This window comes from Stenotrophomonas sp. FBCC-B152 (assembly GCF_059134105.1).
In genome coordinates, this window is sequence record NZ_CP101442.1 from 2523674 (window position 1) to 2542711 (window position 19038).

Consider the following 19038-nt stretch of genomic DNA (forward strand, 5'->3'; position numbering starts at 1 on the left):
GGTACTACCAAAACAAAACCGCGGCGCATTCCTGCGCCGCGGTCGGGATTCTTGCTTAGCGACGCAGGCCGAGCTTTTCGATCAGGGCCTTGTAACGTACGGCGTCTTTCTTCTTCAGGTAGTCCAGCAGGCTGCGGCGGCGGTTGACCATCTGCAGCAGGCCGCGGCGGCTGTGGTGATCCTTCTTGTGGGCCTTGAAGTGACCGGTCAGCAGCTCGATGCGGGCGGTGAGCAGGGCGACCTGCACTTCCGGGGAGCCGGTATCGGCGGCGCTGCGCTTGTTGTCTTCAATGACCTTCTGGGTGTCGATCGACATATCTGTTTTCTCTTGGATGCGTGGCCCGCAGAAACGCCCCATTGGCGTACCGCGTGACTCGCCGTTAACGAAAGGATGAACCCGCAGACGCGGGAAAGCCTGAAAAGGCCGCGAAATTGTAACGTTCGCAGCCTCCCGGAACAAGCGCCGGGTGGGTCCGGGTCAGAGGTTGAAGCGGCGCTGGGGGGACAGCCGGCCGGTCTCGTCGACCTCGCCAAGCCCCTGGATCCGGTCCTCCGGGCCATACACGGCCACGGTACCGGGTGGCCAGGCCGGATCGCGCAGGCGCTGGCCCACGCAGAAACGTGGCGCCTGTTCAGCATCCAGATCGACCCGCGGATAATCGGCCAGCCCGGCCGCCAGCGGCAGCAGCAGCGCCTCCATGGCCGGCTCGTCGCCCTGCCCTGCCAAGGCGCGCAGGGTCTCGAGGGTGACCATGGGGGCGTCGCGGAACGGTTCCACCCAGAGCCGGCGCAGGCCGGCGATGTGTGCGCCGCAGCCCAGGGCTTCGCCCAGGTCGCGGGCCAGGCTGCGGATGTAGGTGCCTGAACCGCAGGTCACGCGCAGCGACAGCCGGGTCGGCTGCTGGTCCAGGACCTCGATGGCATGGACCTCGACATCGCGTTCGGGCGCGTCGATGGTCTCGCCCCGGCGCGCCTTCAGGTACAGCGGTTCACCGCCCTGCTTGAGCGCGGAAAAGATCGGGGCGCGCTGTCGTATCCGGCCCTTCAGCGGGGACAGGGCAGCCTCGAGCTGGTCGCGGCTGATCGCGGGCACGGGGCGTTCCAGCAGCACGCTGCCGTCGGAATCGTCGGTATCGGTGGTCTGGCCCAGCACGATGTCGGCGTCGTAGGCCTTGGCCGCGCCCAGCAGCAGGCCGGCGATCTTGGTGGCTTCGCCGAAGCACAGCGGCAGCAGGCCGGTGGCGAGCGGGTCCAGGCTGCCGGTGTGGCCGCCCTTCTCTGCGCGGAACAGGCGGCGGGCCACCTGCAGCGCGGCGTTGGAGCTCATGCCGGTGGGCTTGTCGAGCAGGAGGATGCCGTCCAGGCGACGGAAGGTGATTCGGGTCATGGTGTTTCGCCGGGATTGGTCGTGCAGGCACGCAGGCCGCGCCATACAGGACAACAGCCCTTTCGGGCCGTTGTTTTTATTCGGGTTTGTCTTCGCCGTCGTCGCCGTCTTTGGCGTTGCGGCTCTTTTCGGCCGCGAGCGTGTCGGGCAGGTCGCGCAGGAGATTGTCGATGTGCTCGCCACGGTCGACCGAATCGTCGTAGTGGAAGTGCAGCTCCGGCACGTGGCGCAGCTTCATGGCCTTGGCCAGGTCCATGCGCAGCTCCCACGCCAGCTCCTTCAGCCCCTTCATCGCTTCGGCCGAACGTTCCGGCATCAGCGCGGTGACGAAGATCTTGGCATGGGCCATGTCACGGGTGACTTCGACGTCGGAAACGCTCACCGAGGGCAAGCCGTGTACACGCACGAGGTTATGCACGAGCGTACCCAGCTCACGACGGATCTGGGCGGAAACACGGTCGGTTCGATGGAAGGTTTTCGGCACGAGGAGCTCTTCAGTGTTCGGATTGGTAGGGCCCGACCGTTGGTCGGGCCCCGTTTCACATTACAGGGTACGCGGCACTTCGATACGCTCGAAGCACTCGATCTGGTCGCCCGGCTTCACATCGTTGTAAGCCTTCACGCCGATACCGCATTCGGTACCGTTGCGGACTTCGTCGACGTTCTCCTTGAAGCGACGCAGCGATTCCAGCTCGCCTTCGAACACCACCACGCTGTCGCGCAGGACGCGGATCGGCTTGCTGCGCTTGACCGTACCTTCGATGACCATGCAACCGGCCACGGCACCGAACTTGGAGCTGCGGAACACGTCGCGGACCTGGGCGATACCGATGATCTCTTCGCGGATTTCCACGCCGAGCAGGCCGGATGCCACCTGCTTCACCTGATCGATCACGTCATAGATGATCGAGAAGTAACGCAGGTCCACGCCGTTGGATTCAATGATGCGGCGGGCCGAAGCATCCGCACGCACGTTGAAGCCGATCACGGTGGCCTTGGAGGCAACGGCCGAGTTGGCGTCCGATTCGGTGATGCCGCCCACGCCGGAGTGGATCACGTTGATGCGGATGTCTTCGTTGGACAGCGCGACCAGTGCCTGGCTCAGCGCCTGCACCGAACCCTGCACGTCGGCCTTGATCACCAGGTTCAGCACCTGCTGGCCATCGCCCTTGCCCAGGGTTGCCATGATGTCTTCCATGCGGCTGCCGGCCGACTGCACCAGGCGCGATTCACGGCGCTTGGTTTCGCGCTGCTGCGCGACGTCCTTGGCGAGGCGCTCGTCCTCGACCACGACGAAGTCATCGCCCGCATCCGGCACGCCGGACAGACCCAGCACCTGCACCGGGATGGACGGGCCAGCCTGGTCGGGCTGCTTGCCGGTCTCATCGAACAGCGCACGCACGCGGCCGTACTGGATACCGCAGACCAGGTAGTCGCCCTTCTTCAGCGAACCCTGCTGCACCAGCACGGTGGCGATCGGGCCACGGCCCTTGTCCAGCGAGGACTCGATGACCACGCCGCTGGCGCGGCCATCGGCCACGGCCTTCAGTTCCAGCAATTCGGCCTGCATGGAGATGGCGTCCAGCAGGTCGTCGATACCGAGACCGGCCTTGGCCGAGATTTCCACCATCTGCACGTCACCACCAAAGTCTTCGGACACGACCTGCTCGGTGAGCAGTTCGTTCTTGACGCGCATCGGGTCGGCACCGGACTTGTCGATCTTGTTGATCGCCACGATCAGCGGCACACCGGCGGAACGGGCGTGCTGGATCGCTTCCTTGGTCTGCGGCATCACACCGTCGTCGGCTGCAACCACCAGCACCACGATGTCGGTCAGCTTGGCACCGCGGGCACGCATCGAGGTGAACGCGGCGTGGCCCGGGGTATCCAGGAAGCTGATGACGCCCTTGGGCGTTTCAACGTGGTACGCACCGATGTGCTGGGTGATGCCGCCGGCTTCGCCGGTGGCCACCTTGGTGCGGCGGATGTAATCCAGCAGCGAGGTCTTGCCGTGGTCGACGTGGCCCATGATGGTGACCACCGGCGGACGCGCAACGGCTTCGCCCTGCTCGCCTTCGTTCAACGCCAGCAGCGCGTCTTCGGCGTCGTTGGTATTGGCACGGATCACGTTGTGGCCGAGTTCTTCGGTCACCAGCGCGGCGGTGTCGTGGTCGATGGTCTGGGTGATGGTGGCCATCACGCCCATCTTGAACAGCGCCTTGACCACATCGCCGCCCTTCACGGCCAGCTTCTGGGCCAGGTCGGCCACGGTGATGGTGTCGCCGATGGTCACGTCACGCACGATCGGTGCGACCGGACGTTCGAAACCATGGGCACCACCGCCGCTGCGCGACTGGTTGCTGTCACGGCGACCGCCGTGCTGCGTGCGACCGGTCGGGCGACCACGCGAGTTGCTGTTGTTGCCACGACGCGCGCGATCAGCGGCCGACAGGTGCAGCTGACCGGCGAAGCGGTTGCCACCATCGTCGTCGCGCTTGGCGCCCGGGCGGTTGTTGTTGTTGTTCGAGTTGCGGTCGTCCGCACGCGCGGCCGGACGTGCCGGTGCCGGCGCAGACGGACGCGCGGCACGGGCCGGCGCTTCGCTGGCAGCCGGGCGCGGCGCCGCTACCGGTGCCGGCGGGGCGTTCTTTGCCGCTTCGGCAGCGGCTTCGGCCGCCTTGCGCTCGGCTTCGGCGCGTTCCTTGGCGTCGATCTCTTCCTGGCGCTTGCGTGCGATTTCCTCATCACGCGCACGGTCCTTCTCGGCCAGTGCGCGCTGCTCGTCCAGATTGCGCTGGCGGGATTCCTCCAGCTTGCGCAGGATGTCGGCGCGCTCCTCATCCGGCGTCATCGCCTTGCCACTGGCGTCCTTGGTGTAGGTGCGCTTCTGGCGCACTTCAACATTGACGGTGGTCTTGCTGCGGCCGGCGCTGACGGTCACTTCCTGCAACTTGCGACGGTTGAGGGTGATCTTCTTTGCAGCTTCGTCGGCACTTTCGACGGGCTGCTCGGTCTTGCCATGCGAACGACGAAGGAAGCCCAGGAGCTTCACCTTCTCGGTGCTGGTCACGACCTGGTCGGGACCGCTGAACTTCATGCCGGCTTCGGCAAGCTGTTCAAGCAGTTTTTCGACCGGCGTATTGACCAGTTCGGCAAGCTTGCGGATGGTGGTTTGCTGCGACATTCGGATCCTATGATCTGGTTGGCGCTCCTCCGAAACGGGCGAAGGCAGCGCGGAGTCTAAGCCCTGATCGGGTCAGGGCACTGTTCATCGCTGGCTCATTCGCCGCGCTCCAGGCGGGCGATCTCCTCGGCTCGGGCGGCAAGGATCAGGGCGGCGGCGCGCTCCTGGTCCATGTCCTCGATACCGAACTCGAGGATCTCATCGGCGGCCAGGTCCGACAGGTCCTCACTCGTACGCACGCCGTGGCCGGCCAGGGCGTAGGCGGTTGCCTCGTCCATGCCTTCCAGGGCGAGCAGGTCTTCGGACGGCGAACCATCTTCCAGACCCTCTTCCACCGCAAGCGCTTCGTTGAGCAGCGCATCGCGGGCACGGGCACGCAGCTCTTCGACGATGTCTTCGTCGAAGCCTTCCACGGCCAGCAGTTCGCCGACCGGGACGTAGGCGATTTCTTCCACGGTGTTGAAGCCTTCGGTCACCAGGATGGCGGCGATTTCTTCATCCACTTCCAGCTTGTCCATGAACAGCTGGCGGGCAACGCCCTGCTCTGCCTCGGACTTGGCGGTCACCTGGTCCTGGGTCATCACATTGAGCTGCCACCCGGTCAGGCGGCTGGCCAGGCGCACGTTCTGGCCGCCCTTGCCGATCGCCTGGGCCAGGCGCTCTTCAGCGACGGCCAGGTCCATGGAGTGCTTGTCTTCATCAACGATGATGGACTGCACTTCCGCCGGCGCCATCGCATTGATGACGAAGTTGGCGGGGTTGTCGTTCCACAGCACGATATCCACGCGCTCGCCATTGAGCTCGTTGGACACCGCCTGCACGCGCGAACCGCGCATGCCGATGCAGGCGCCGATCGGATCGGTACGCGCATCGTGGGCGAGCACGGCGATCTTGGCGCGGTCGCCCGGGTCGCGTGCACAGGCCTTGATCTCGACCAGGCCCTGGCCCACTTCCGGCACTTCCAGCTTGAACAGCTCGATCATGAATTCCGGGGCGGCGCGGCTGATGAACAGCTGCGGGCCACGCGGTTCCGAACGCACTTCGGCCAGGTAACCGCGCACGCGGTCGCCAGCACGCAGCACGTCGCGCGGAATGCCCTTGTCCTTCGGGATGAACGCTTCGGCGTTGCCGCCCAGGTCCACGTAGATGTTGCCGCGCTCGGCGCGCTTGACCACACCGGTGACCAGCTCGCCCACGCGGTCCTTCCACGCATCGACCACCTGCTGGCGTTCGGCTTCGCGCACGCGCTGGACGATCACCTGCTTGGCGGCCTGCGCCGCGATGCGGCCGAAGTCCGGGTTTTCAATCTGCTCTTCGATGTAATCGCCTACTTCCACGCCTTCGGCTTCGTCGATGGCATCCATCAGACGCACCTGGCGGTCGGGCGATTCCATCACCACGTCATCGGCCACCACTTCCCAGCGGCGGAAGGTTTCGTAGGTGCCGTCCTTGTGGTCGATCGACACGCGCGCCAGCACTTCCTCATCGGGATAGCGCTTCTTCGCGGCAGACGCCAGTGCTGCTTCGATCGCATCGAAGATCACTTCACGCGGAACGCCTTTTTCATTGGCGACTGCGTCCACTACCAGCAAAAGTTCCTTGCTCATTGTTGGCTCACTCCGCGCGCGGCTTCTTGGCCGCCGGCTCGTTGGATGGTTTCTTGTTCGCCTTGCCACCCTGCTTGGGTGCCGGGCCAGTCGGTTTGGTCGGAGCCAGGCCGAGGGCGGCCCAGTCCGGCATGATGCGTGCCTTCTCGATATTCTCGACGTCGGCGGTAAACGGTGAATTGTCGACCTTGAAGGTGACCGTATTCTGCTCGGCATCGACGCCGAGGATTTCGCCCTGCAGGCGGCGACGGCCGTCCTGCGGCAGCTTCAGGGTGACCTTGGCCGACTCGCCAACCGCACGTTCGAACTGGTCGAAGGTGAACAGCGGGCGGTCCACGCCGGGCGAGGACACTTCCAGCGTGTAGTTGGCGGTGATCGGGTCTTCCACGTCCAGCTGGGCCGACACTTCACGGCTCACGCGTTCGCAGTCGTCGATATTCACCACGCGCTCGGGCTGTTCGGCCAGCGGCACGTCGATATACAGGCGCAGCGTGGCGCCACCCGGGGCGGTCAGGTATTCCACACCCAGCAGCTCGAGACCCAGCGACTGAACGGTGGGGGCGAGCAGATTCGCGATTTCGGTTGCCTTGTCGCTCACAGTCGGCCTTGATTCCTTGAAAGAGGTGCTGCCCCGGCGCGCAGCCTGGGGCCCGGAAACAACAAAGGGCCCGCTGGGCCCCATGTCCGGTACAACTCCGGTCGTGCTGGATGGCCAGCCTTCCGGGGGGTCACGACTACCTGATGGGAAGTCGCACGGCCCGGAAGCCGGTCGCGGGACGGGCCGCATTCGGTGGAATGGGTCCTGTCAGGTAGTCCGCTAAGCCGTGGATGATAGCCGTTGCACCGCGCTGGTGCAACGGGTGGGGCTGTCAAAAAGCGCGATCACCCCCTTCATTCAGCTTTTTAACGCCTAGCAAGGCGCTGAGACATTGCGCGTCAATGGGCCGCAATCGCGCCAACGAAAAAAGCGACCCCGTTTCCGGAATCGCCTTTTCGTCTACTGCATCTGCACTGCAGATTTACTTTGGTAGCGGGGGCAGGATTTGAACCTGCGACCTTCGGGTTATGAGCCCGACGAGCTGCCAGACTGCTCCACCCCGCAGCAGAAGCGGAATTGTACGGGGAATTGCATAATGCTGCAACCCCTTGCCTCACATTGCTATTCGTTTGGCGGCTGGCGTCGTACGGGTTCGCCTGGTTGCCACGCAGGGCGTGGCACTACGACGGCCTGCCCGGTTCCCTGGCAGACCGTCCCGGAACGAAAAAAGCGACCCCGTTGCCGGGATCGCCTTTTCGTTCCAGCCGCCGATTTTCATCGGCGGTATTTGGTAGCGGGGGCAGGATTTGAACCTGCGACCTTCGGGTTATGAGCCCGACGAGCTGCCAGACTGCTCCACCCCGCAGCAGAAGTGGTTGAGTTGATCTGTTACCGCAACGATGTTCTGGCGAAACCGCTGCATCAACAACTCAGGAAACGAATATTACACTAATTGCGCAGTTTTGTATCGTTTTTCAGGCGAGATGCGCAAATGCCTGCTGGCACCACACCATGATCGGGTTCCAGGCCAGGCCCAGCGCCAGCAGCGCCAGGGCATTCACGCCCAGCACCACGCCCAGCACGCGGTCGTTGTTGGCAGGCAGCGGCTCGCCCACCGGCTCATCGAAGTACATGACCTTGATGACGCGCAGGTAGTAGAAGCAACCAATCACCGCGCAGATCACGCCCAGGATGGCCAGCCACAGCATGCCGCCGTTGATGGCCGCGCCCAGCACCGCCAGCTTGGTCCAGAAGCCCAGGAACGGCGGAATGCCGGCCATCGACGCCATGATGCACAGGACCAGGCCTGCCATCCACGGGTTGCGGGCGTTCAGGCCCTTCAGGTCGTCGATCTTCTCGGCTTCAAAACCGTTGCGCGACAGCGCGATGATCGCGCCGAAGCCGGCGGTGGACATGATCGCGTAGCTCAGGGCGTAGAACAGCGCGGCGGCATAGCCACGCTCGCCGCCACCGGCGATGCCGAGCAGCAGGAAGCCGATGTGAGAGACGGTCGAGTACGCCAGCATGCGCTTGAGGTTGCTCTGCGCGATCGCCATCAGGTTACCGACCACCAGCGACAGCGCGGCCAGGCCACCAATCAGGTATTTCCACTCGTCCGACAGCGGGCCCACGCCCACTTCCAGCAGGCGGTAGGCCATGCCGAACGCGGCCAGCTTCGGTGCGGAGCTGATGAACAGCGCGACCGGTGCCGGGGCACCCTGGTATACGTCGGGCAGCCACATGTGGAACGGGGCCGCGCCGAGCTTGAAGGCTACGCCGGCGATCATGAACACCGCGCCGGTGAGCAGCAGCATCTTCTCATCGGAGTTCGGGATGGCCGCGTTGATGGCGTCCAGGTGCAGCGAACCGGTGGCGCCGTAGACCAGCGACATGCCGTACAGCAGCAGGCCGGAAGCCAGCGAACCCAGCACGATGTACTTCATCGCAGCTTCCGTGGCCAGGCCGTTGTCACGGTTGCTGGCGACCAGTGCGTAGGAGCACAGCGCCAGCAGTTCCAGGCCCAGGTACACCATCAGCAGGCTGCCGGCCGAAACCAGGATCATCATGCCGGAGGTGGCAAACAGGATCAGCACCGGGATTTCGCCCTGGAACAGATCGCGTTCGCGCAGGTAGCTCCAGCCGTACACCAGGGTCAGGCCGCTGCAGAGCACGATCACGGCCTTCATCACGTCGGCCGCGGTATCGCGGACGAACATGCCGTGGAAGACCTCGCCCTGCCCGCCCACGCCGGTGGCGAGCATGAACAGCACGACCGCCAGCGCGGCGACCGAGAACAGGTGGGTCCAGATCTTGTTCTGCTTGCTGATGAACAGATCGAGGATCAACAGAGTGAACGCACTGCCAATCAGCACCAGCTCGGGTGCGAGCGGCGGCAGGTCAGCGGCGGTCAGTGGCAACAGCGACGAGGTGGTCATCATCAAATCCTGGTATTACAGCAACTTGCTGGATGCGATCTGCATCGCCAGCTTCGCGATCGAGGGTTCCATCAGGTCGGTCAGCGGCTTGGGGTACAGACCCAGCGCCAGCGTACCCACGGCGAACACACCCAACACCAGCCATTCACGGCCGTTGATGTCCTTCAGTTCCGCCACGTGTGCGTTGGCCACTTCGCCGAAGAACACGCGCTTGTACAGCCACAGCGTGTAGGCAGCGGTGATCACCAGGGTGCTCGCGGCGGCCAGGGCCAGCCACGGATTACGCTGGAAGCTGGCCATGATGATCATGAACTCGCCCACGAAACCGCTGGTGCCCGGCAGGCCGGCATTGGCCATGAAGAACAGCATGGCGAAGGTGGCAAACCACGGCATCACGTTGACCACGCCGCCGTAATCGGCGATGCGGCGGCTGTGCATGCGGTCGTACAGCACGCCCACGCAGGAGAACATCGCACCGGACACGAAGCCGTGCGAGACCATCTGCACCATCGCACCCTGCAGGCCCAGGCGGGCCGCATCGGCGTTGCCGGCGTCACGCACCAGCCACAGGGCGATGAAGGTGCCCAGGGTGACAAAGCCCATGTGCGCGATCGACGAATAGGCGATCAGCTTCTTCATGTCGTCCTGCACCAGGGCGACCAGGCCGACGTAGATCACGGCGATCAGCGACAGCGCGATCACCAGCCATGCCCATTCCTGCGACGCATCCGGGACGATCGGCAGGTTGAAGCGCAGGAAGCCGTAGCCGCCGATCTTCAGGGCGATGGCGGCCAGGATCACCGAACCGGCCGTCGGCGCTTCCACGTGCGCGTCCGGCAGCCAGGTGTGGACCGGGAACATCGGCACCTTGACCGCGAAGGCGATCAGGAAGGCGAAGAAGATCCAGGTCTGCTCCTGGGCCGACAGCTGCAGCTGGTACAGGTCGGCCAGCTGGAAGCTGCCGCCCTTCAGGTACAGGTAGATCAGCGCCACCAGCATCAGCACCGAGCCGAGGAAGGTGTACAGGAAGAACTTCAGCGCGGCGTAGATGCGGCGCGGGCCGCCCCAGACACCGATGATGAGGAACATCGGGATCAGCATCGCTTCGAAGAACACGTAGAACAGCATCGCGTCGGTCGCGGCGAAGATGCCCACGGTGACGCCTTCCAGGATAAGGAAGGCGGCCACGTACTGGTTGACCCGCTTGTCGATCGCGCTCCAGGCGCCGATCAGCGCCAGCACCGAGACCAGGGTGGTCAGCAGGATCAGCGCGATGGCGATGCCGTCCACGCCCAGGTTGTAGCCGATGTCGTAGGCCGGGATCCAGGCGCGGGTCTCGACGAACTGCAGTGCGTCGTTGGCCACGTCGTAGCCGCTGAGCAGCGACAGGCTGATCACGAAGGTCAGTACCGCCACACCCAGCGACGCCCAGCGGGCGGTCTGCGCATCACGGATGGCAAGGATCAAGGCACCGCCGAGGATCGGCAGCCAGATGAGAACACTGAGTAGAGGCCAGTTCGACACGTCTTCTTATTCCGTACAGGTCATCAACGCAGGTAATGCATCAGGACGCCCAGGAGGGCAATCAGGCCGATGATCATCGCGAAGGCGTAGTGATAGAGGAAACCGGATTGGGTGCGACGCAGCAGGTTGGCCGCCAGATCGATCAGGCGCGCCGAACCGTTGACCACCACACCATCGACGATGTTCGTGTCGATCGCGCGCGAAACCTTGCCCAGCTTGATGCCGCCACCGGCGAAACCGCCGATCCAGAGCTTGTCGAACCCGTACTTGTTCTCCAGCACCGACACCAGCGGCGCAAACGTCTTGCGCGACTTGGTGGCCAGTTCCGGCTTCCACAGGTAGAACAGGACCGCCAGCAGGAAGCCTGCCACGGTCAGGAAGAAGGCCGGGGCCATCATGCCGTGCAGGGCGAACGCCACCGGGCCGTGGAACTCTTCAGCCAGGGCACCAATGGTGTTGCGTGCCGGGTCATAGAAATCGACCACGCCGGTGAAGAACGAATGCACCTGGCCGGGGATGCCGTGCTCGGCATGGTGGCCGGCCCAGTCGGTGCCGTACAGCATCGGACCGATACTGAAGAAACCGATCAGGATCGACGGGATCGCCAGCAGGATCAGCGGCAGCGTCACCACCCACGGGGTTTCGTGCGGCTCATGCGGACCGTGGCCATGGCCGTGGTCGTCATGGTGCGCGTCACCGTGGTGGGCGTCAGCGTGCACGTCTGCGGCATGGTGATCGGCATGGTCGTGACCATGGCTGTGATCATCATGCGCATCACGGAAGCGTTCCTTGCCATGGAAGGTCAGGAACAGCAGCCGGAAGCTGTAGAAGCTGGTGACGATCACGCCACCCAGCACGGCCCAGTAGCCATAGGTTGCCACCCAGCTCGAGGAGACATGCGCGTGGTGCTGCGCGGCCTCGATGATGGTGTCCTTGGAGTAGAAGCCGGAGAAGAACGGCGTACCGACAAGGGCCAGCGTACCGATCCACATGGTGATGAAGGTGATCGGCATGTACTTGCGCAGGCCGCCCATCTTGCGCATGTCCTGCTCGTGGTGCATGGCGATGATCACCGAGCCCGCACCCAGGAACAGCAGCGCCTTGAAGAAGGCGTGGGTCATCAGGTGGAACACGGCCGCCGAGTAGGCCGACACGCCCAGCGCCACGGTCATGTAACCCAGCTGGGACAGCGTGGAGTACGCGACGACGCGCTTGATGTCGTTCTGCACGATGCCGATCAGGCCGGTGAAGAACGCGGTGGTGGCACCGATGAACAGCACGAAGTTCAGCGCGGTCGGCGACAGCTCGAACAGCGGCGACATGCGGGTGACCATGAAGATGCCCGCGGTGACCATGGTCGCGGCATGGATCAGTGCCGAGATCGGGGTCGGGCCTTCCATCGAGTCCGGCAGCCACACATGCAGCGGAACCTGGGCCGACTTGCCCATGGCGCCGATGAACAGGCAGATGCAGATGATGGTGGCGGTTGCCCAGATCACAGGTGCATTGACGACCTGCATGGTATGACCGAACAGGGTGATCGCGCCGGACCACACCTGGACGTGCGAGTTCGCACCGTTGACCAGCATGTCGGACGCATTGGCGAACACGGTGGCGTAGTCCAGCGAACCGAACACCCACAGCACGCCGGCGATACCCAGGATGAAGCCGAAGTCACCCACGCGGTTGACCAGGAACGCCTTCATGTTGGCGAAGATCGCGGTCGGGCGCTTGAACCAGAACCCGATCAGCAGGTACGACACCAGGCCTACCGCTTCCCAGCCGAAGAACAGCTGCAGGAAGTTGTTGCTCATCACCAGGGTGAGCATCGAGAAGGTGAACAGCGAGATGTAGCTGAAGAAGCGCTGGTAGCCCGGGTCATCCTGCATGTACCCGATGGTGTACACGTGGACCAGGAAGGACACGAAAGTGACCACGACCATCATCATGGCGGTCAGCTTGTCGATCATGAAACCGACATGCGCCGAATACTGGCCGACCTCAAAGAAGGTGTAGACGTTCTGGTTGAACGGCTGCGCGCCGCCCCACAGCAGCTGGTAGAACACGTAGCTGGACAGCAGGCAGCTGACCGCAACGCCCAGGATGGTGACGGTCTGCGCGCCGATGCGCCCTACCTGACGACCGAACAGGCCAGCGATGATGCTGCCGACCAGCGGTGCAAGCACCACGGCGATCAACAGACTCTTGGAGAGAGTAATTTCCATCTACGGATCAGCCCTTCAGCGAATCGACTTCGCCGACATTGATGGTGCGGCGGGTACGGAACAGGGTTACCAGGATCGCGAGGCCGATCGCGGCCTCGGCCGCGGCCACGGTGAGGATGAAGAACACGAACAGCTGGCCGGCCGTGTCACCCATTTCGCGCGAGAACCCGACGAAATTGATGTTCACCGACAGCAGCATCAGTTCGATGGACATCAACAGCACGATGATGTTCTTGCGGTTGAGGAAGATGCCGGCAAGGCTGATGCAGAACAGCAGCGCGCCGAGTGCCAGGATATGACCGAGGGTGATCACGGGGCAGCCTCCTCGTTGCTGGACGGCTTGGTGTTGGTGTGGACCACCGGGGTTTCCGACGCCATCTTGACCACGCGCAGGCGGTCGCGGCCCTTGACCATGGTCTGCTCGGTCGGGTTCTGGGTCTTCAGGCCGGTGCGGCGACGCAGGGTCAGCATCACGGCGGCCACCACGGCCACGGTCAGGATGACGGCGGCGAACTCGAACGGAAGCAGGTATTCGGTGAACAGGCTGCGGGCCAGCCAGGTGATGTTGGAGGTGTCGGCAGCCAGCGCGGCGGCGTTGTCGGCCGGCAGCGGGTTGACCGCCCTGCCCTTCACGCCGATCAGGATCAGCATCTGCACCAGCATGGTGACCGCGACCACCAGGCCGAGCGGCAGGTAACGGACCCAGCCTTCGCGCAGGTTGGAGGCGTCGATGTCGAGCATCATCACCACGAACAGGAACAGCACCATCACCGCGCCGACGTAGACCAGCACCAGCGCCACGCCGAGGAATTCAGCCCCGACCAGGATCCAGATGCAGGCCACGGAGAAGAAGGTCAGGATCAGGCACAGCACGGCGTAGACCGGATTGCGCACGCTGATCACCGCCGCAGCGGAAATGCCCGCCACGATGGAGAAGACCCAGAAGAAGATATTTACCCAATCCATCATTCAACCTCAGCGGAAAGCGGCATCGGCGGCGCGACGCTCGGCGATTTCGGCTTCAAGCCGATCACCGATTGCCAGCAGCTGCGGCTTGGTAACGATGTTTTCGCCACGGTTCTCGAAGTGGTACTCGAGAATGTGGGTCTCGACGATTGAGTCCACCGGGCAGCTTTCTTCACAGAAGCCGCAGAAGATGCACTTGAACAGATCGATGTCGTAGCGGGTGGTACGGCGGGTGCCGTCTTCGCGCTTGGCCGAATCGATGGTGATGGCCAGCGCCGGGCACACCGCTTCGCACAGCTTGCAGGCGATGCAGCGCTCTTCCCCGTTGGGGTAGCGGCGCAGCGCATGCAGGCCACGGAAACGCGGCGACTGCGGGAACTTCTCCATCGGGTACATCAGCGTGTACTTGGGCTTGAACGTGTACTTCAGGGTCAGCCACAGACCGCCGAGCAGCTCGAGCAGGAGCAGGCTTTTGAAGTAATGGGTAATTCGATTCATCACTTAGACGCCCTTCTGGATCACGCCGTAGAACACCATCACAGCCGTCACAGCAATCCACGCGATGGTGAGCGGGATGAAGACCTTCCAGCCCAGGCGCATGATCTGGTCATAACGGAAACGCGGGAAGCTGGCACGGAACCAGATGTAGGCGCTGGCGAAGAAGAACACCTTCAGCAGCAGCCACGGGGCACCGCCCTTCCAGATCCAGTCGATCCACGGCGAGATGTCCGCCGTGATCCAGCCCTGGAACGGGCTCAGCCAACCGCCGAGGAAGAAGATCGAGATCAGGAAGCTGATCAGGATCATGTTGGCGTATTCGGCCAGGAAGAACAGCGCGAACGCACCACCGGAGTACTCGACCATGTGGCCGGCGACGATTTCCGATTCGCCTTCCACCACGTCGAACGGCGCGCGGTTGGTTTCGGCAACGCCGGATACCCAGTACACGATGAACAGCGGGAACAGCGGAATCAGGAACCAGTCGAAGAAGCCGGAGTTGCCGGCCTGCGCCATCACGATGCCGCTCAGGTTCAGGCTGCCGGCGGCGATCATCACGCCGACCAGGGCAAAGCCCATGGCGATTTCGTAGCTGATCATCTGCGCCGAGGCGCGCATGGCACCCAGGAAGGCGTACTTGGAGTTGGAAGCCCAACCGGCCAGGATGATGCCGTACACGCCCAGCGAGGTCATCGCCAGCAGGTACAGCAGGCCGGCGTTGGCGTTGGACAGCACCACCTGCGCGTCGAACGGCACCACCGACCAGGCCGCGAAGGCCGGTGCCAGGGTGATCAACGGCGCCAGCACGAACATCGCCTTGTGCGAGCTCGCCGGCTGGATGATCTCCTTGAACAGCAGCTTGAAGACGTCGGCGAAGGCCTGGAAGATGCCCATGCCCACGTACATCGGGCCGTGGCGGACGTGCATCCAGCCGATCAGCTTGCGCTCCCAGACCACGAAGAACGCCACCGCGATGATCACCGGCATGGCGATCACCAGGATCTTCAGCACGATCCACAGCAGCGCGCCGATCTCACCCAGGCCCAGGAGCCATTGGTGGAGCGGGTCGACCGCGTTCAACAGCAATTCGTTCATGCAGCCACCACCGTTACGCGTGCGGCACCCAGCGGTGCGGTTGCACCGTGGCCCGATTCAATCCAGACCGACCCCGCGGCGACGCGGGCGTCGACCACCACCGGCAGCGTGGCGCGACCGGCATCGGTGCCGACCTTGGCCATCTGCCCTTCGACCAGCTGCAGGCGGGCGGCGTCATCGGCATTGAGCACGATGCGCGGCGCGGCGTTGAGCGGGTGCGACTGCAGTGCCTGGGCGCGGCGGACCACCGCATCGATGCGGTAGATCGCAGCGGTGGAGGCCACTTCCAGGCCTTCGCCGGCCACCGGCGTTGCCACCGAGGTGGACACGGTGACGTTGACCGGGGCCAGGCTGGCACGCAGGCCCGCCAGGTCGGTGAACTCGAAACCGGCCAGGGCCAGTTCGCCGCCGAGTGCGCGCAGCACGCGCCAGCCTTCACGGGCCTCGCCCGGCAGCTTGCCGCCGGCACGGGCCGACTGCTCGCGACCATCGAGGTTGGTCAGGGTGGCGTCGATTTCCGGCAGCGCGCCGATCGGCAGGATCACGTCGGCCACATCGCGGGTCGAGGCGCAGGCGAACTGGCTGAAGGCCACCACCTGGGCACCGGCCAGCGCCTTGCGGGCGGCGGCGGCATCGGCGAAATCCAGGCCCGGCTCGATGCCGTACAGGGCATAGGCCTTGCGCGGCTGGGCCAGCATGGCGTTGACGTCCTTGCCGGCCGGCAGCACGCCGGCGCGGGACAGGCCCACGGCATTGGCGCCCTGCGGGATGCGGCACAGCTTGGCACCGGTGGCGGCGGCGAAATCACGCGCGGCGGCGCGGATCGCGGCAGCCTGCGGGTGGTTTTCGGCGATGCCACCGACGATCAGCACGGCGGTGCCGGTCACCGCCTGGCGCAGCTCGGCGTTGCCCAGGGCCTCGACGAACTTCGACGGGGCCACGATCTGCTTGCCGGCCAGCTTGAAGGCGAAGTCGAAATCCACCGGGTTGATCGCGTGGATCTTCGCGTTGCGCGTGGTCTGCGCCTTGCGCAGGCGGGCGTGCAGCAGCGGCAGTTCGTGGCGGATGTTGCTGCCGAGCACGACGATGCTGTCGGCGCCTTCGATCTCGGCCAGCGACAGGCCGAAGGTCTCGGCAGTGGCGGCGTCGGAGAAGTCGCGGTTGTTGATGCGGTGGTCGATGTTGCCGGTGCCCAGGCCGCTGGCGAGACGGGCCAGCAGGGCGCCCTCCTCGTTCGAGGCCGACGGGTGCACCAGCACGCCGAGGTCGTCACCGCGGTTGGCGGTGAGGATGTCCTTGGCCGCGGCCAGGCCTTCGGCCCAGCTCACTTCCTGCCATTCGCCGTTGACCTTGCGCAGCGGCTTGACGGCGCGGTCGGCACTGTACAGGCCCTGGTGCGAATAACGGTCACGGTCGGACAGCCAGCATTCGTTGACCAGTTCGTTGTCGCGCGGCACCGAACGCAGCACTTCGCCGCGGCGCACGTGCAGGAACAGGTTCGAGCCCATCGCGTCGTGGTAACCCAGCGATTCGCGCGCGGTCAGTTCCCACGGGCGGGCGCGGAACTGGAACACCTTGTTGGTCAGCGCGCCGACCGGGCACACGTCGACGACGTTGCCCGACAGCTCGGTGGTCAGCGGCTTGCCGTCGTAGGTGCCGATCTGCAGGTTTTCACCGCGGTACATGCCACCCAGCTCATAGGTACCTGCAACGTCGGCGGTGAAGCGGACGCAGCGGGTGCACTGGATGCAGCGGGTCATTTCGGTGGCGACCAGCGGACCGATGTCCTCGTCGGGCACCACGCGCTTGCGTTCGTTGAAGCGGCTCACCGAACGGCCGTAGCCGAGCGAGACGTCCTGCAGCTCGCACTCGCCGCCCTGGTCGCAGATCGGGCAGTCCAGCGGGTGGTTGATGAGCAGGAACTCCATCACCGAACGCTGGAACTTCAGGGCCTTTTCGCTGCGGGTGGCGACTTTCATGCCGTCCATCACCGGGGTGGCACAGGCCGGCGCCGGCTTGGGCGACTTTTCAACGTCAACCAGGCACATGCGGCAGTTGGCCGCGATCGGCAGCTTCTCGTGGTAGCAGAAGCGCGGGATCGAAATGCCGGCCTTGTCGGCGGCCTGGATGATCATCGAGCCCTTGGGCACGACCAGGGACTGGCCGTCGATCTCGACGGTCACATGCCCTTCCGGCACGATCGCCGGGGTGCCACCAGGATTGTTGGGTTGCGCGCTCATGCGGCGGCTGCCTCCACCTTCTTGCCGTCGACCATCGAATGACCGTTGACGATGTAGTACTCGAATTCGTCCCAGAACTGGCGCAGGAAGCCCTGGATGGGCCATGCCGCCGCTTCACCGAACGCGCAGATGGTGTGGCCTTCGATCTGACCGGCCACTGCCTTCAACTGGTGCAGGTCTTCCATGGTGGCCTTGCCGGCGACGATGCGCTCGAGCACGCGGTGCATCCAGCCGGTACCTTCACGGCACGGGGTGCACTGGCCACAGGATTCCTTGTGGAAGAACTGGCTGATGCGGCAGGCGAACTTGACGCAGCACACGCTGTCGTCCAGCACCACGATGGCACCCGAACCCAGACCCGTGCCGAGGGCACGCAGGGTGTCGTAGTCCATCTGCAGGCCCTTGAGCTCTTCGGCCTTCAGCACCGGCATCGACACGCCGCCCGGCACCGCGCCCTTGAGGGTGCGGCCCGGCTTGAGGCCACCGGCCATTTCCAGCAGCTCGTCGAAGGTGGTGCCAAGCGGCACTTCGAAGTTGCCGCCCTGCTGCACGCAACCGGAGACCGAGAAGATCTTCGGGCCGCCGTTCTTGGTCAGGCTCAGGCCCTGGAACCATTCCGGGCCATTGCGGATGATCGCCGGCACCGAGGCATAGGTCTCGGTGTTGTTGATCGTCGACGGCTTGCCGTACAGGCCGAAGTTGGCCGGGAACGGCGGCTTGTAGCGCGGCTGGCCCTTCTTGCCTTCCAGCGATTCCATCAGCGCGGTTTCTTCGCCGCAGATGTAGGCGCCGGCGCCAAGGGCACCGTAGATGTCGATGTCCACGCCGCTGCCAAGGATGTCCTTGCCCAGCCAGCCGTTCGCGTAAGCGTCGGCCAGCGCCTGCTCGAAGTTCTCGAACGGCTCGTGGTGGAACTCACCACGCAGGTAGTTGTAGCCCACGGTGCTGCCGGTGGCGTAGCAGGCGATCGCCATGCCTTCCACCACCGAATGCGGGTTGTAACGCAGGATGTCGCGGTCCTTGCAGGTACCCGGCTCGGATTCATCCGAGTTGCACAGGATGTACTTCTGCATGCTGCCCTTGGGCATGAAGGACCACTTCAGGCCGGTCGGGAAGCCGGCGCCACCGCGGCCACGCAGGTTGGACTGCTTGACCATCTCGATGACCTGCTCCGGCGAGATCTTCTCTTCGAGGATCTTGCGCAGGGCGGCATAGCCACCGGTCTTGAGGTAGCTTTCGTACGACCACGGGGTGTCGTAGTGCAAGGTGGTGTAGACCACCTGATGCGGCAGCGGTGCGGGACCGACCGGACCCTGGGGTGCGTGATGATGTGCCATGT

Annotated in this window: 15 protein-coding genes and 2 tRNA genes; all 17 read right to left on the reverse strand. The window is 64.4% G+C overall.

From position 1 onward, the window contains the following. Positions 1–55: 55 nt before the first annotated feature. Positions 56–316 carry a 30S ribosomal protein S15 gene (rpsO, locus tag NMB40_RS11775; RefSeq protein ID WP_282247284.1) on the reverse strand — a complete coding sequence of 87 codons (261 nt, stop codon included), beginning with the start codon at positions 314–316 and terminating at the stop codon, positions 56–58. A 162-nt stretch (positions 317–478) separates the two neighbouring features. Continuing rightward, on the reverse strand, positions 479–1387 hold the full coding sequence (gene truB, locus NMB40_RS11780; protein ID WP_494358509.1) for a tRNA pseudouridine(55) synthase TruB: 909 nt from the start codon (positions 1385–1387) through the stop codon (positions 479–481). Positions 1388–1463: 76 nt separating this feature from the next. After that, complete coding sequence (gene rbfA, locus NMB40_RS11785) at positions 1464–1871, reverse strand: 30S ribosome-binding factor RbfA (protein WP_068853383.1); 408 nt, start codon at positions 1869–1871, stop codon at positions 1464–1466. A gap of 60 nt (positions 1872–1931) precedes the next feature. Beyond that, positions 1932–4571 carry a translation initiation factor IF-2 gene (gene infB, locus NMB40_RS11790; protein WP_494358510.1) on the reverse strand — a complete coding sequence of 880 codons (2640 nt, stop codon included), beginning with the start codon at positions 4569–4571 and terminating at the stop codon, positions 1932–1934. Between the two features lie 95 nt (positions 4572–4666). Then, entirely contained in the window at positions 4667–6178 is a 1512-nt protein-coding gene (gene nusA / locus NMB40_RS11795) for a transcription termination factor NusA (RefSeq protein ID WP_068853387.1), read from the reverse strand. Positions 6179–6185: 7 nt separating this feature from the next. Continuing rightward, on the reverse strand, positions 6186–6776 hold the full coding sequence (gene rimP / locus NMB40_RS11800; protein WP_282247287.1) for a ribosome maturation factor RimP: 591 nt from the start codon (positions 6774–6776) through the stop codon (positions 6186–6188). Between the two features lie 427 nt (positions 6777–7203). Further along, positions 7204–7280, reverse strand: a tRNA-Met gene (locus tag NMB40_RS11805). Between the two features lie 224 nt (positions 7281–7504). Beyond that, positions 7505–7581 (reverse strand) — tRNA-Met (locus NMB40_RS11810). Between the two features lie 109 nt (positions 7582–7690). Continuing rightward, entirely contained in the window at positions 7691–9151 is a 1461-nt protein-coding gene (gene nuoN / locus NMB40_RS11815) for an NADH-quinone oxidoreductase subunit NuoN (RefSeq protein ID WP_282245608.1), read from the reverse strand. A gap of 15 nt (positions 9152–9166) precedes the next feature. Next, positions 9167–10675, reverse strand: a complete 1509-nt coding sequence (locus tag NMB40_RS11820) for an NADH-quinone oxidoreductase subunit M (protein ID WP_282245610.1) — start codon at positions 10673–10675, stop codon at positions 9167–9169. Positions 10676–10698: 23 nt separating this feature from the next. Further along, entirely contained in the window at positions 10699–12900 is a 2202-nt protein-coding gene (gene nuoL, locus NMB40_RS11825; protein ID WP_494358511.1) for an NADH-quinone oxidoreductase subunit L, read from the reverse strand. Positions 12901–12907: 7 nt separating this feature from the next. Then, positions 12908–13213 (reverse strand): NADH-quinone oxidoreductase subunit NuoK, encoded by a 306-nt coding sequence (nuoK, locus tag NMB40_RS11830; RefSeq protein WP_068853402.1) that lies wholly within the window; start codon positions 13211–13213, stop codon positions 12908–12910. Further along, the gene (locus NMB40_RS11835; RefSeq protein WP_448143196.1) at positions 13210–13869 is read right to left on the reverse strand and encodes an NADH-quinone oxidoreductase subunit J; all 660 of its coding nucleotides are present in this window, start codon (positions 13867–13869) and stop codon (positions 13210–13212) included. The genes nuoK and NMB40_RS11835 overlap by 4 nt, the downstream gene beginning before the upstream one ends. A gap of 6 nt (positions 13870–13875) precedes the next feature. After that, entirely contained in the window at positions 13876–14364 is a 489-nt protein-coding gene (nuoI, locus tag NMB40_RS11840; RefSeq protein WP_068853404.1) for an NADH-quinone oxidoreductase subunit NuoI, read from the reverse strand. Positions 14365–14367: 3 nt separating this feature from the next. After that, positions 14368–15459 carry an NADH-quinone oxidoreductase subunit NuoH gene (gene nuoH, locus NMB40_RS11845; RefSeq protein WP_068853406.1) on the reverse strand — a complete coding sequence of 364 codons (1092 nt, stop codon included), beginning with the start codon at positions 15457–15459 and terminating at the stop codon, positions 14368–14370. Then, positions 15456–17699, reverse strand: a complete 2244-nt coding sequence (nuoG, locus tag NMB40_RS11850; RefSeq protein WP_494358512.1) for an NADH-quinone oxidoreductase subunit NuoG — start codon at positions 17697–17699, stop codon at positions 15456–15458. The genes nuoH and nuoG overlap by 4 nt, the downstream gene beginning before the upstream one ends. Further along, positions 17696–19036 carry an NADH-quinone oxidoreductase subunit NuoF gene (gene nuoF, locus NMB40_RS11855; RefSeq protein WP_282245629.1) on the reverse strand — a complete coding sequence of 447 codons (1341 nt, stop codon included), beginning with the start codon at positions 19034–19036 and terminating at the stop codon, positions 17696–17698. Before nuoF ends, nuoG begins: the two co-directional genes overlap by 4 nt. Positions 19037–19038 lie beyond the last annotated feature (2 nt).